We start from the raw sequence: 13798 nt of genomic DNA, 5'->3' as shown, positions 1-13798 counted from the left end.
ATGCCCACCTCATTTGACGATCTGCTCCCTCCCCTTCCCCTGCCTGCTGAAATGCGCCAATGGGATGCGGAAGCCATAGCCCTTGGCCTGCCCGAAGAACTGCTGATGGAAAATGCCGCCAGAGCGGCCTTTGACGTTCTGCGTGAATACCAGCCACGGCTGGCGGGTCTGCGCGTCTGGCTGCTTATGGGCAGCGGCAACAACGGCGGCGATGCCGCATGCCTTGCGCGGCATTTGCTGGACGTGGGCGCGGAACCGCTGGTGCTGCACACGCGGCCCCTTGCCTCCTGCAAGGGAGCCTGCGGTAAACATGTGCGCATTGCCAGAGCCGCAGGCGTTGCCTTTGAACGCTGCCGCCCGGCGGTCTTCCGAAGAGCGGAGCTCCCCCATATTTTTGTGGACGGCCTGCTGGGTACAGGCTTCAGTGGTCAACTGCGACCAGATGCGCTGGAGCTTGTGCGCTCGGTCAATACGCTGCAAAACCGTGCCTTTGTGCTGGCGCTCGACATTCCCTCGGGGCTTGACGGACGCACCGGGCAGCCCATGCCGGAGGCTGTGCGCGCCACAGCCACAGTCAGCTTTGCGGCCGCCAAGCCGGGGCTGGCCTTGCCCGAGGCGCGCCCCTGGACGGGCGCACTGCACGTGCGCAGCATTGGCATTCCCCTTGCCGCCCGGCGCAAGGCCCCCTGCTCTTTTTACGTGGCTGACGGGCATTGCCTCGCCCCACTTGCGGCGATTCAGCCCGGAGGCTTCAAAAACTCCTACGGGCATGTGCTGGTGGTTGGTGGCGCGCCCGGTCTTGGCGGAGCAGCGCATCTTGCCGCCCGTGCGGCCCTGCGCGCAGGCGCAGGCCTTGTAACCGCCGCCGCGCCCGGTGCTGGCATTGCGGATATCAAGAACGGCTGGCCCGAAATAATGACCCTGCCGCTGGGCGAGAGCGAACGCCAGTGGCCCGCCAGCCTGCCGCAAAACTTTTTGGAACTGGCCCAACGCTGCGCCGCCCTTGTGGTCGGCCCCGGCATGGGCCGGGGGCAGGACGCTGCGGCCATTATTGAAACTCTTTTGGCCCTGCCCCACAGGCCGCCAACAGTATTTGACGCCGATGCCCTGGTGCTGCTGGCCGGGCGGCAAGACCTGCTCAAGCGCATAACCGCAGATGATATTCTGACGCCCCACCCTGGCGAAGCGGCAACCCTGCTCGGCTGTTCCGCAGCGGATGTTCAGGCCGACCGGCAAGGCGCGCTTGAGCGCCTGCGCGGCCTCTGCCGTGGCGTAATTATTCTTAAAGGAGCGGCAAGCCTCATAGGGCAGGCTGACGCGCCAACACTGCTCTGCCCCTACGATGTGCCGCAGCTTGCGGTGGGCGGCTCCGGCGATGTGCTGGCGGGCTGCGCTGGCGGGCTGCTTGCCAGAATGTTGCCAGGTATGCAGACCGCAATAGAGCAAGCGCAAGTACACAACAATACCGCAAATCAGCCCTTAACCCCATCCCACATGCTGGCCGGGCAGGCAGCGGCCCTGCACGCCCTCGCGGGCAAAAACCTTGCCGAACAATGGCCCCTCAGGGGCAATACGCCTTCGGCAGTGGCGGATGCATTGCCGCAAACCCTCTCTGCCTGCATGGCAGCCTGCGAATCAAAGGACGACATTCTGCCATGGCCCAGATAATCCTGCGCAATCTTTCTGATACCGACCGCCTTGGACACATGCTTGCCGAGGCTGTCGCCACCTGCGGCATTGCGGCATTGTTGCTGCGCGGCCCGCTTGGCAGCGGCAAAACCACGCTCACACGCGCCCTTGTGGAAGCCATGCCCGGCGGGGATCAGGCCGAGGTGGGCAGCCCCTCGTTCACGCTCTGCAACTACTACCCCACCAAGCCGCCTATTATACACAGCGATCTGTACCGCAGCCCCGGCAGCCTGCCCGATGAAATTGCCGAAGGTCTGGACGATCCGCAAATCCTGTCTGTGCTGGAATGGTCGGAATACCTGCCCGAGGCGGAAATGCCGCAAGATTATCTGGACATCTCGTTGCAACCGTGCGAAGAAGGTCGCCTACTGACGCTGCAAGCTCATGGCCCTATTGCTGCTGAGCTTTTGCGCCACCTGCGCCGAAATTGGCCTGTGGACAGTCCTGACCACGGGTAACCAGTTCCGGGGTGGGCTGACCTGTTGTACCCATCAAGGATTGAGGACAATGGATACAGGCATGAAAATTTTGGTCCAGAAATTTGGCGGCACTTCCGTTGCCAAGCTGGAGTGCATGAAGCAGGTACGCGAGAAAGTGCTGGGAGGCCTTGCCAAGGGGTATAAGGTCATTGCGGTGCTTTCGGCGCGGGCTGGCGACACCAACAAGCTGCTTGCCCTTGCTGATGAATGGTCTTCCACGCCTGACCGCGCGGAAGTTGATTCTCTCGTTTCCACTGGCGAACAGGTTTCCATCAGCCTGTTCACCATGCTGCTCAAAGATGCGGGCATTCGCGCCCGCTCGCTGCTCGGCTGGCAGATTCCCATCACCACGGACAACGATTTTGGACGTGCGCGCATTCGCTCCATCGACAGCAATTCCCTGCGCAAATACCTCAACGACTACGATGTGCTTGTGGTCGCCGGGTTCCAGGGTTGCACCGAAGATGGCCGCATCACCACGCTCGGGCGCGGCGGTTCGGACACCTCGGCGGTGGCGCTGGCCGCCTCCCTCGGCTCTGTGGAATGCGACATTTACACCGACGTTGACGGCGTTTACACCACCGACCCCAACATTTGCTCCACGGCCCGTAAAATGGACCGCGTCGCCTATGAGGAAATGCTTGAAATGGCAAGCATGGGGGCCAAGGTGCTGCATATCCGCTCGGTAGAATTTGCCAAAAAATATAAGGTTCCCGTGCGCGTGCGCTCTACGTTCAGCGATGATCCAGGCACGCTTGTCACTCAGGAGGACTCCACCATGGAAGCCGTACTCGTTTCCGGCATTGCATATGACAAAGATCAGGCCCGCGTGACCCTGCGCGACCTTCCCGACGTGCCCGGTACGGCTGCGGCGGTGTTTGGCCCTCTCTCCGAAAAGGGCATTCTGGTCGACATGATCGTGCAGAACACCAGCCAGGACGGCCACACCGACATGACCTTCACCATCTCGCGCAAGGATCTCAAGCAGACCTTGCAAATGATGGAAGAAGTTGCCCAAAAGACCGGCGCGCGCGAAGTGCTGCACGACGTGAGCGTTGCCAAGGTTTCCGCCATCGGCGTGGGCATGCGCAACCATTCCGGAGTTGCCGCGCGGGCATTTGCCGCGCTGACTCAGGAAGGCATCAATATCCTCATGATCAGCACCTCTGAAATCAAGATCACCATCCTGATTCAGGAAAAATACGTTGAGCTTGCCGTGCGTATTCTGCACGACACCTTCGGGCTGGACTGGGATCTGGGCTAAACGCCCGCAGACAAGTTTGCTGACATATTGAACAAAAAAACTCCCCGCTTCGGGGAGTTTTTTTGTTATCGTTTATTATCCAAGGCCGATGCTGGCCGTGGCAACAATCAGGTAAGGAGCAGTTGCCGCAGCGCGGGAACATCCTCACACAACTTGTCCGCCCCGGCTTCTTCAAGCTCGCCGCGCGAGCCGTATCCATAGAGTACGCCCACGCCGTCCATACCTACGGCATGCGCCCCCAGGATGTCATATTTTCGGTCGCCCACCATCAGGCATTGCGCCATATCCGCAACACCGCACAGGCCGCAGGCATGCCGCAGCACGGACGTTTTGCTGTTGCGCGGGCCGGTCAGCTCCGCGCCCGCCACATGGTCAAACAGGCCCGCAATGCCAAAATGCTCCAGGATACGCTGGGCAAAGGGTTCCGGCTTTGACGTTGCCAGCGACAGCACCCGGCCCTCGCGCCGCAGATCGGCCAGCATGTCTGCCACGCCGTCGTAAAGCGCATTTTCAAATATGCCCGTGACTGAATAATATTCACGGTATTTCTGCACGGCCAGTTCAGCCTTGGCTGTGTCGCCCCCAAACAGCTTGCCGAACGAATCCTTCAGCGGGGGGCCGATAAAATACAGCAGTTCATCGTCAGCCCGGGCAACATCAAAATACTTCAGGGCATGCTGCACAGAGCGGATGATACCGATCTTGGAGTCTGTCACCGTGCCGTCAAGATCAAAAAAAAGGTATTGCTTCACGAAGGGGATTCCTTGCTTCGGGTTTCAGACGAAGGACTACTCGCCGTTAAAGGGCGTATGCCGCCCGGTGCCGTCAACACCAAACTTGCTGTCCAGCGCCTTGTTGTCGCCCGGCGAGGTAAAGTAGCCGTTCATGGTGCGTTGCGGGACGCCCATGCCAAGCAGGGTACTCACAGAAACGAAATTGTAGCCTCTGCGGCGCAGTTCCGCCACAGTCTCGCGCAACAATTGCGCCGATCCCTTGGGCACGAGATTGGCGTGGAACAGCAAAATGGAGCCCGGTTTGGCCTGCGAGGCAACCAGATGGGCCTCGCGCCGCGCATGTTCGATATTGGTATTGTCTGCGCCGGATTCCGCCACCACATCCCACTGCACAACCTGCATGCCCAACTTCGCCAGCGCCTGCAAAGACTCGTCGCTGCAACGCCCGTAGGGCAAACGAAACAGTGTGGGTACAGGCTGAATGACCGGTTCCGGGCGACCCTGCGCCCTGGCATCGCGCAAGGCCTCCTCGCGCAGCAACTCATACTGCGCCTGCGTCCACAAAACCTGGGCGCGCAGGCCTGCCGGAGAAAGCAGGGCAAAATTGCCGTGCGACCACGCATGGTTGGCTATTTCAAACTGCGGCTCGGTCATAATTTGCAGCACACGTCGGGAATGGGTACGCATCCACTTGCCGCCCATAAAGAGCGTGGCCGGGATATGCTCGGCCCGCAAAAAGCCCAGAATATCCATATCGCAGCCGGTGGTGACGGTGTCCAGCTCGCAAAGATCAAAGGTAAGGGCAACCACCTTGTCCCCACCTGCCAGCGCTACCCGCCGGATGGTACCCACCGCATCGGGCCCGAGCGGAGGAAGCACCACGGCAGGCTCGCGTTTGACGGGCGGGGTTGCATCGTTGCGCAAAGCCTTGCGGGCATCCTGCGCATCGGGCGCCCATGAGGGGGACGAAGCAGCAGACACCGCATCAGCCGCAACAGAGGCAGTGCATATGCCCGCAAAAAAAAAGATAACGCCTGCCGAAAGAGCAACAATAAGCCGCAACCGCAAAACCGGGCTGACTGAGCTGAACATAGAGGGAAACTCCTGCGCCGCGCTACGGCGTCAAACAGCAACTATTGGGAACAATAGCCCACGGATTAGTGCGTTGTACACACAGTGAAGCCTTTTTCTGCCAAGCAGGTCTATATCCTTTACACAATCGGCGTACAAGCGTGGGGAGTGGCATCTATACCCACCTGTAATCACAAGAATTAATTCCCCAGCAAATTGCGTGTTGAATTTATTTTTCAAATATCGCATAATTTCAAAATCTATTTGCGGCGGCGTGTTGGCCTTGCGTGGGCATTACTGCGGGGTTTGCTATCTGCGAAGATCAAGGCAAAAACTTATATCCAGGCGATCAAGACCACATGTCCCACATCAAAATACCCGTTTCAACCCTACGTCCGGGGATGTATATTGTTGACCCCGGAATATCATGGCTGAAAGCCCCCCTGCTGTATATGCAGGAGGGAATTTTGGCGTCGGACGATGAGATCAACGGCATAATCCTTCAGGGATTTGCCGAAGCATACTACGACCCGGAACGGTCACGCGACGAAAATTCCGCAGCTCCCCAGCCAAACACCCCGCTTGCCATAGAACTACAGACCGCCAACAGAATTTATGAAGACGCCTACGAGAACGTAAAAAACTTTCTCGAAACCGCCAGAGGCGGCGCGCTTGATCTTACCTTTGCGCGCCCGCTGGTGGGCGACATCATCAAAAGCCTTTCGCGCAATGTTGACGCTCTGGTGACGCTTTCCCTGCTCAAAAAAACAGACGAATACACCTACGCCCACAGCGTTAACGTGACCATTTTTGCCGTTGCCTTTGCCAATTTTCTGGGTATGCCCGATGACCGCCTGCACAACGTGGGGCTGGCCGGGCTGCTGCACGATTACGGCAAGGCGCTGATTCCCAATGAAATTCTCACCGCGCCCCGCTCCCTGACGTTTCAGGAATTTGAGGTCATGCGGTCGCACGTGCTGCTTGGCGTTGAAAAAATCAAGCAGTTTTCAAGCGTTGAGCAAGAAGCCATTGAAGGCATTGCGCAGCACCATGAAAAGCACAATGGTACGGGCTATCCCAATCGGCTATCCGGCAAGCAGATTGGCGTTTTTGGTCGTATTCTTTCGCTCAGCGACGTGTATGACGCGCTTTCGTCCAGGCGAGCCTACAAGGGCGCACTCGCCCCCAACAAGGCGCTGGGCATGATGTATAAAATGCGCGGTCAGGCCTGGGCCCCCGGCTATGTGGAACGCTTTATCAAGATGGTGGGCATTTTCCCCGTGGGTACTGCAGTGGAGCTTTCAAACGAACACCAGGGCATTGTATGCCGCTCCAACCCCAATTTTCCCGCGCAGCCCTGCGTTCTTGTGGCGCGCGACCCTGATGGACGCGCCATTCAGCCCCAGTTTGTTGACCTCACGCGCTACATAGGCCTGCGTATCACGCGCTCTCTATCTGCGGCTGAAGCGGCGCATTTTGATATTCCGATGTTGCTTGGCGGCCCTGCGTAGGCCAGTTCACTGGTCCTCAGACAAGCACTATTCAGTACGCTCAGCCAGCAATCCACGGCATTTTCTGCCGCAAATACGCAATGTCCACATTTCTTTTACACATCCAGGCTTGCCCTCAGGTGCTGTAAACGCTATATACCGAGTAAGGGATAAACCTTTTATTTCAGCATGTTCACCATCTGGAATGCGGCAACGCTGCCCCAGAATTTGAAATGTCAAAACGCATCAGGCTTAAGGATAATTTTCATGCGCAGAGTTGATGTTTTGATCGGTGCCCTCAGCCAGCTGACTGGCCGGGATGAGGAAGCTGTAGCCCAGACCTTTGAAGCCATCATTTCCAGCAATCCAGATAAAGGCAAAGACCTGCTTGCGGAAATTACCTTCAGCGAGGCTTCGGCCATGCGCGAAAGACTCCTCAAGGACGGCCCCGATGTGCTGGCCCGCCTTGTGAGCAGAGTCAGCGACTAAAACCGCCCCGGGCATTCTGCCAAGGGCGGTCAGGCTCATATCAAACCCAGTCTTGCGGTATTTTGCTGCCAGAGCGGTTAGTTAGCGCGCCTGAGCTGTGCAGAACGTGCCAGGCTGGCCTTGCGGTATGCCGCAAAGGCTACCAGCATGCTTGGGGCGTCAGGGTTTCAATGAGCTTCCACTGAGCGGCAAAGGCCTTCTGCGAGCTGCGCGATTCTGCATAGCAGCGGGCCTCGCGCTTCATGGCAAACAGCGTGGCCTCGTCGCTTGCCAGAGCCACCATGGCCGAGGCATAGGCCTCTGCCGTTTCCTGCCGCACCACTATACCGCTTTTATCCGGCACCACGTTTTCTCTGGGGCCGCCCTGCCCGCTGACCACCACTGCCAACCCCGCAGCCTGCGCCTCCAGTACAACCTTGCCATACGTATCTGTGGTTGAAGGGAAAACAAAGATGTCGGCTTCTTCATAGGCCTGCACAAGTGCTGCCCCGCTCAGATAGCCCGTAAAGGTCACGGGCATGTCCGCAGCCCGCGCCTGAAGTTCCCCAGCCTGCGGGCCATCGCCCACAATGGTCAGCTGCGCTCCGGGGATATGCTCCAGCACCATCCTGAAGGCATCCACAAGACGGTTGACGCTTTTTTCTCTTGAGAGCCGCCCCACATACAGAAAACGTGTACCCTGAGCACTTTCCCGTCCGCTGTTGCGCCAGGCAGGCGTGTAGCGCGAGGCGTCCACCCCACGGGGATAGAGGCGGATTTTCTCCTCTGGCAGACCGTGGGCGATCAGTTCCTTCATGGTGGCAGCCGAGGGCGCAAAGACCACATCCATCTGGTTATAGTACCAGTACACATACCGCCAGGTGGCTTCCTCCAGGGAGGGGTCGCCCGTCAGCTCCAGAATATACTGCGGAAATGCCGTGTGGTAGGTGGCGTGGATGGGCAGTTTGAGCATTTTTGCCGTCAGCAGGGCCGCAAGCCCCATGGGGCCGGGCGTTGCGGAGTGCAGCAGGGTGTAACCGCTCTCATAGCAGTGCTGTACGATTTTAAGTGCTGGCGGATAGTGCAGCGTCAGCTCGGGATATTCAGGAATTGAAAAACTGCCCGTGGGGCTGAAATTTATGGGGCCAAGGCCGTCGGAGTGGCTGCCTTTCACATTTTCTGGCCGCACGCAGGTGAGAATATCCATTTTCTTGCCCTGCTCCCGCGCGAGGGGCAACATGGATTGCAGGGTTTTGGCAACACCGTTCACTTCAAGATAGGTATCCGTAAAATGGGCAATGGCGGCCCTGTCCGCCGCCGTGCCGGATCTGGCATCCCTTGGGAGAAAACGGCGCAGGCATTCACGCGCAAACATTTTATCCTGCGCAAAAAGCGAATAACCGATGCCGTAAGGGGCAAGCATGGCGTAAAGCGATCCCATGGCTCCCACCAGCTTGAATACATTGAAAAAATTCCCCTTGAGCACGTCAGACAAAACAGAATTGGCGCAGGCAAGCTGCACATTTTCCGCCACATCGCCTACAAAGCGGGCCAGCAGCGCCTCACGCCGGGGCATGCGCTCCTGCGGCACAATGACGTTGACGCTGTCCGCCGCCACGGCAAGCTCCGGAGATTGGGCAATGGCCCTGCCTGCCGCCTCAAGTATACTTTCCTGCATGCTTTTTTCAGAACGGGACACCCATCTACCGCAGTTGAGCAAAAATCCGCCAATGGACATAACCCGCGTCTTGATGGTGTGGGTGCGCGTATCTGGCTTGCCCGTGAGCATGTTTTCGGCAAAGCGCAGCACGTTGCTGTTGTTGATATCCTGCGCGAGCCCCGTGGAGTTTTTGTAGAACTGGTAGCCAATGGCATACAGATTATGGGCAAAACCCAACGGCGTTGCAGGTATGACCCTGGGCGTGGTGCCACCTGCCATGACAGCCCGCAACAGGGCCGAAGCCGGGGCGTGGCCCGAGCAGCCAAGTTCCGCGCGGGGAACTTCTATCACTGTGGAACTTCTGGCGATATTGCAGGAGGAATGGTCGTCTGACCCGGCCACAAAACTCTTGCGCCAGGGCTGGGCAACAAGCGCGTCAAGACCGTGTCTTTCTTCCATTCTAGCTGTGGATTCCGGGGTCAGGTCGGCCACAATCTGGCGCAGCGCGTCATTCTGCACATTATTGCGCGCGCCGTTAAGCTCAAAAATTGAAAACAGCAGTATGAGCTGCTCCACATGGCCCAGAGTCAACCGGTTATTGGCTGCGCACAGGGGGTGCGCGCAAGCATGGGCAATGCCCTGACCCATCAGGTAGGGAACAAGCTCAAAGATGTTGCCCCTGAGCCGGGTTATCTCCCGGTGCTGCGCTTCCGTGATATCCCAGGCGAGCACATGAATTTCGCACTTGTCTTCAGGAAAGTAGGCCGAAATTTCTTCGCTGATGAAGGTCTGCGGCAAGTGGGCGATTTCCAGCGCGCCAGCAATGGTGTCGTGATCTGTAATCGTAACGTAGTCCATGCCCCTGGCTCGGGCTATGTCGTAAATCTTGCGGGGAGGGGTGTAACTTTCGCCGCAGCCGATCTTTTGCAAAATCCACTGCGAGGGGCAGGTTGAATGGCGGGAATGGACGTGCAGATCTACGCAGAACGTGGCATTGAACGGGCTGGAATTTCTCGGCTTTCCGTCTGGGCTTGGGAACATGCGGCTTCCTCCTGAATGTGCTGTGACCATTCGCGATTCCGCCATCATCACGCCGTCAGCAACTACGTTGCCGTAACGGCGCGACACATCCGCCGTTTACAGCGTTGCCTGAAATGATGCGGATGCGTACTGGGTATTGCATGGCCTGCACTATAGAAAAAATCCAGAGGGATTGTGTTCTGGCAGCGTGAAGGTTATCGGGCTTTTTTGCTATGCCGTAACATGGCTAACAGGCTGAAATCAAAATTTTAAACAGACATGTACCATGCAACTGTAACAATCAGCGCTCAAAAAGCGGCGCTTTGCGCGCTGCCCTCAGTCCACAAGTCCTTGCGCCAGCAGCACCACGCCGGCCTGTTGCCCCCATGGCGCGCGCGTGAACTGCCTGCCCATGTGGTTTACCCGGTGCAAAAAGGTTTGCCCTTGCGAGTGCGGGCTTTGGTGGATTTTATGACGGAACACGTTAAGGAGCTGCTGGCGCGGCCCTGGGTGTGTCCAGGCGCAGGTAGCAATCAAAGCAAGGGTTAGGTCTCGGCAAATGGTGTGCCAGGCAGCCCAGAAGCGCTAAAACGGTTCCAGACTGGAGGGGATTGGAAGGGAAAGGTGAACTAGCACAACAAGCCCACAAAAAAATCCTGCCCTCCCGGAATGGGATGCGGCAGGAAAACATAACCAGGGGCAGCGGCAGATAAAAGGCTTACACGGTGCTGGTTTTCACTCTGTTGCGCCCGGAATTTTTGGCCTCGTAAAGCGCCTTATCGGCGGCTTCAAGGATTTTGGCCGCGAGTTGGGAAGGCGACACTTTTTCAAACCGGCTTTGCACCGTGGCCACCCCGGCGCTTATGGTCACATAGTTGCGATCGCTGCCCGCATGGGGTGTTTTGAGATCACACACCGCTGCCCGCAAAGTTTCGCATACTTCATGGGCGTTGCGGTCATCGCATTCGGGCAGCACCACGGCAAACTCTTCGCCGCCATAGCGGAACAGCTCGCCCCCCATATCTTCCAGCGAGTCCCTCATGGCTCTGGCGACCTGAGCCAGACATTCATCGCCTGCCAGATGCCCGTACTTGTCGTTATAAAACTTGAAGAAGTCTATATCTATAAGGATCACTGAAAGGTTGCCCGCGCGGCGGTTGCACACGGCAGCCTCCCGGCGCAGGATGGCGTCAAAAAATCTTCTGTTATACGCGCCCGTGAGATGGTCGTGAATGGACATATGGCGCAGACGCTCGTTGGCTTCCTTGAGTTTGCGTTCCAGCGATTTGCGCTCAGTAATATCAAAATACGCCAGTGACAGCGCCGTGATGGCGCCTGACGCATTGCGAACCGGCGTGACGGAAACAGCGTAATCCCTGTTGTCGATTCTTACTTCGTGGTCAGAAACCCGCCCCCCCGCATCAAGATTGCAAAAGTCACTCTGGATGTTTGCTTCCAGCTCCGGGTGCAACAAAGAAATGTGCGCGCCGCTTGTGTCAAACAATGACCGCCCAGAGAGTTGCACATGGTGCTCGTTGGCAGAAATAAGCACGCCATCGCGGTCAACAACGCACATGGCAATGGGGGCGGTGGCGTAGATGGTGTCTAGGTCAATGGAGGTGGAAATTCCCGCAGAATACAGGGCAATGTTGGCAATAACCCGTTCTACGCCTTTATATCCCATCAGGCCGTAACCATCGTCAAACAGAGGCTCTCCGCTCATTTCAAGCAGAAACAGCACCCCATCGCTTTTCCGCACATAATGACCGATCACGTTTGAAAAGGCGCGCGGCTCGCCATATTCATCCATGAGGCTTTCCATGGCCATCTGCTGGTCAACGGCATCCATGCCGAAAAACAGGGACTGCCCTTTTACCGTTGGAATGCCAAGAATTGCGGACTTGAAGGGGACATCGTCGCAATAACACAAATCTGGCCCGGCTACCCATTCCCAGGACTGATGATTACTACTACGCTGCATTGGCGACTCGGGGATTTACCCAAAAAAGAAAAGAGATTTTGACAATGGTCTGCTGGCTGGCAGGCCCATCCAAACTTGGGGGATATCTCTATACCGATTTTCTCCGCTCAGGTACAGATGTTTTAAGACACATTTTATTTATATAATTTCATATATATTCAATATGTTTTTATTAAAAAAATAATATTTATATAAAAAATTACTGCATCTTTCGCATTAATACAGATATAAACTAACAAACGAAAAACTCTCTAAGCAATATTTATTTAAAAATATTCTATTTCATTTAATAGCTACACAAAATTATCATAATTACTTGTGATAATAAATTATTGCTGCAGTATATTATCTACAGCACACACCCAAGCGGTAAAAACATAATGCATGGCATATCTATCAACTTTGTGTCGTATTGATACCAACGTACGGCAATCTCTGAAAATTCACAGCCCTGAATGCGCTGTACTGCCCACCATCCTGATTGCCTCTGGGTCCACCAGTTGCTGCCCAATAAATTTGCAAAAAAACAGGGCGGCACGACGAAGTACGCCATGCCGCCCGCAACGGACAAAATCCATCAGCCAAATTGCATAGAAAAGGAATCAGGCAAAATCAGCCATATGCCGCGCCAGATCAGCGCGAACCTTACAAAAATCCGCGCTGAAGATTCTGATCTAGGTGCGGCTTCTGGGCAGCAGCAGGTTGAGCAACACGCCCGTAACTGCCGCAAGGCCGATGCCGCCAAGCTTGAACGAACCGATGCTGAACTGCATGCCGCCCACGCCAAAGATGATGATAAGCGCAACAATGATCATGTTGCGCGGCTCCATCAGATCCTTGCCAGCCCGCACCAGCGTGTTCAGGCCCACAACCATGATCGCGCCGAACAGCAGAATCATGATGCCGCCCATGACAGGCACGGGAATGGAGCCAAGGAACGCGCCGATTTTAGCCACAAACGACAGCAAAATTGAACACATGGCAGCCCAGGTCATCACGGCGGGGTTGAACACCCGCGTAAGGCTCACCGCGCCGATAACCTCGGCATAGGTGGTGCAGGGCGGGCCGCCCACAAAACCGGCAGCCATGGTGGCAACACCATCGCCAAACATGGTGGCGTGAACGCCGGGGTCTTTCAGGTAGTCGCGCCCGGTAATGGAGCTGATGGCCACAACGTCGCCAAAATGCTCAATGGCCGGGGCAAGCGTAATAGGCATGATGAAAAGTATCGGCTCCCAGGCAAACTCTGGGAAGGTGAACGAGGGCATCTGCAACCAGGGTGTTGCGGCAACCTTTGTCCAATCGCCCACACCGAAAAACATCGAAACAATAAAGCCAGCTGCAATGCCGCACAAAATGGGCATGAGGCGCAAAAAGCCCTTGCCGAGGAGCGACACCAGCACGGTAACGGCCAGCGAAGTCATGGAAATCCACAGGGCCGTATTTTCAGGCACCAGCACAACCGCGCCGTCGCCTGTTTTGCCCAGGGCCATGTGCACTGCCACCGGGGCAAGAATAAGGCCGATAACCATAATGACCGGGCCGGTCACAATGGGCGGCAGCACACGCAGCACCACATCCGTGCCGCGCCAGCGGATAAGCCCGCTCAAAAGAAAATACACCAGACCGGAGCAAACAAGCCCGCCAAGGGTTTGCGCCATGCCCCAGGTCTGAACGCCGTAAATGATGGGCGCAATGAAGGCAAAAGACGAAGCAAGAAAAATGGGAACCTTGCCCCGCGTGCAAACCTGAAACAGCAAGGTGCCCACACCAGCGGTAAAAAGAGCCACGTTGCTGTCAAGCCCGGTCAACAGGGGAACAAGAACCAGAGCGCCAAAGGCCACAAAGAGCATCTGCGCGCCTATAAGACAATCCCTGAAGCGAAAATTATAGTCAGTGGGTGCAATCTCGCGCCGCGTACTGGCTGTGCTCATGGGGCCCC

General features: G+C 56.8%; 11 protein-coding genes. 5 read left to right on the top strand and 6 right to left on the bottom strand.

Annotation, left to right across the window (positions count from 1 at the left end; genetic code table 11):
* From ACUZ79_RS08610 to ACUZ79_RS08600, 3 genes are all read left to right on the top strand, one after another.
* Nucleotides 1-1668, top strand: a complete 1668-nt coding sequence (locus ACUZ79_RS08610) for an NAD(P)H-hydrate dehydratase (protein ID WP_449251329.1) — start codon at nucleotides 1-3, stop codon at nucleotides 1666-1668.
* On the top strand, nucleotides 1656-2147 hold the full coding sequence (gene tsaE, locus ACUZ79_RS08605) for a tRNA (adenosine(37)-N6)-threonylcarbamoyltransferase complex ATPase subunit type 1 TsaE (protein WP_240824513.1): 492 nt from the start codon (nucleotides 1656-1658) through the stop codon (nucleotides 2145-2147). The genes ACUZ79_RS08610 and tsaE overlap by 13 nt, the downstream gene beginning before the upstream one ends.
* A gap of 61 nt (nucleotides 2148-2208) precedes the next feature.
* Entirely contained in the window at nucleotides 2209-3432 is a 1224-nt protein-coding gene (locus ACUZ79_RS08600) for an aspartate kinase (protein WP_027180909.1), read from the top strand.
* Nucleotides 3433-3539: 107 nt separating this feature from the next.
* Here the strand turns inward: ACUZ79_RS08600 and ACUZ79_RS08595 are convergent, their stop codons facing one another.
* The gene (locus ACUZ79_RS08595) at nucleotides 3540-4184 is read right to left on the bottom strand and encodes an HAD-IA family hydrolase (protein ID WP_240824514.1); all 645 of its coding nucleotides are present in this window, start codon (nucleotides 4182-4184) and stop codon (nucleotides 3540-3542) included.
* A 36-nt stretch (nucleotides 4185-4220) separates the two neighbouring features.
* A complete protein-coding gene (locus ACUZ79_RS08590; protein ID WP_240824515.1) occupies nucleotides 4221-5258 on the bottom strand; it encodes a polysaccharide deacetylase family protein in 1038 nt (345 codons plus the stop codon).
* A gap of 338 nt (nucleotides 5259-5596) precedes the next feature.
* On the opposite strand from ACUZ79_RS08590, the gene ACUZ79_RS08585 reads away from it, so the two are divergent.
* The gene (locus tag ACUZ79_RS08585; RefSeq protein ID WP_276612849.1) at nucleotides 5597-6748 is read left to right on the top strand and encodes an HD-GYP domain-containing protein; all 1152 of its coding nucleotides are present in this window, start codon (nucleotides 5597-5599) and stop codon (nucleotides 6746-6748) included.
* Between the two features lie 246 nt (nucleotides 6749-6994).
* Nucleotides 6995-7216 (top strand): hypothetical protein, encoded by a 222-nt coding sequence (locus tag ACUZ79_RS08580; RefSeq protein ID WP_449251328.1) that lies wholly within the window; start codon nucleotides 6995-6997, stop codon nucleotides 7214-7216.
* 139 nt (nucleotides 7217-7355) lie between these two features.
* Here the strand turns inward: ACUZ79_RS08580 and ACUZ79_RS08575 are convergent, their stop codons facing one another.
* From ACUZ79_RS08575 to ACUZ79_RS08560, 4 genes are all read right to left on the bottom strand, one after another.
* Nucleotides 7356-9896, bottom strand: a complete 2541-nt coding sequence (locus tag ACUZ79_RS08575) for a glycosyltransferase (RefSeq protein ID WP_449251327.1) — start codon at nucleotides 9894-9896, stop codon at nucleotides 7356-7358.
* A 315-nt stretch (nucleotides 9897-10211) separates the two neighbouring features.
* Complete coding sequence (locus ACUZ79_RS08570; RefSeq protein ID WP_449251326.1) at nucleotides 10212-10358, bottom strand: hypothetical protein; 147 nt, start codon at nucleotides 10356-10358, stop codon at nucleotides 10212-10214.
* Between the two features lie 235 nt (nucleotides 10359-10593).
* Nucleotides 10594-11856 (bottom strand): diguanylate cyclase, encoded by a 1263-nt coding sequence (locus ACUZ79_RS08565; RefSeq protein ID WP_449251325.1) that lies wholly within the window; start codon nucleotides 11854-11856, stop codon nucleotides 10594-10596.
* Nucleotides 11857-12530: 674 nt separating this feature from the next.
* Nucleotides 12531-13790, bottom strand: a complete 1260-nt coding sequence (locus tag ACUZ79_RS08560) for a uracil-xanthine permease family protein (protein ID WP_192111980.1) — start codon at nucleotides 13788-13790, stop codon at nucleotides 12531-12533.
* Between the last annotated feature and the right edge of the window lie 8 nt (nucleotides 13791-13798).

The sequence above is a fragment of the Desulfovibrio faecalis genome (genome assembly GCF_053570625.1).
The sequence above is the reverse complement of the archived record's forward strand: the minus strand, read 5'-3'. Positions and strand labels throughout refer to the sequence as shown.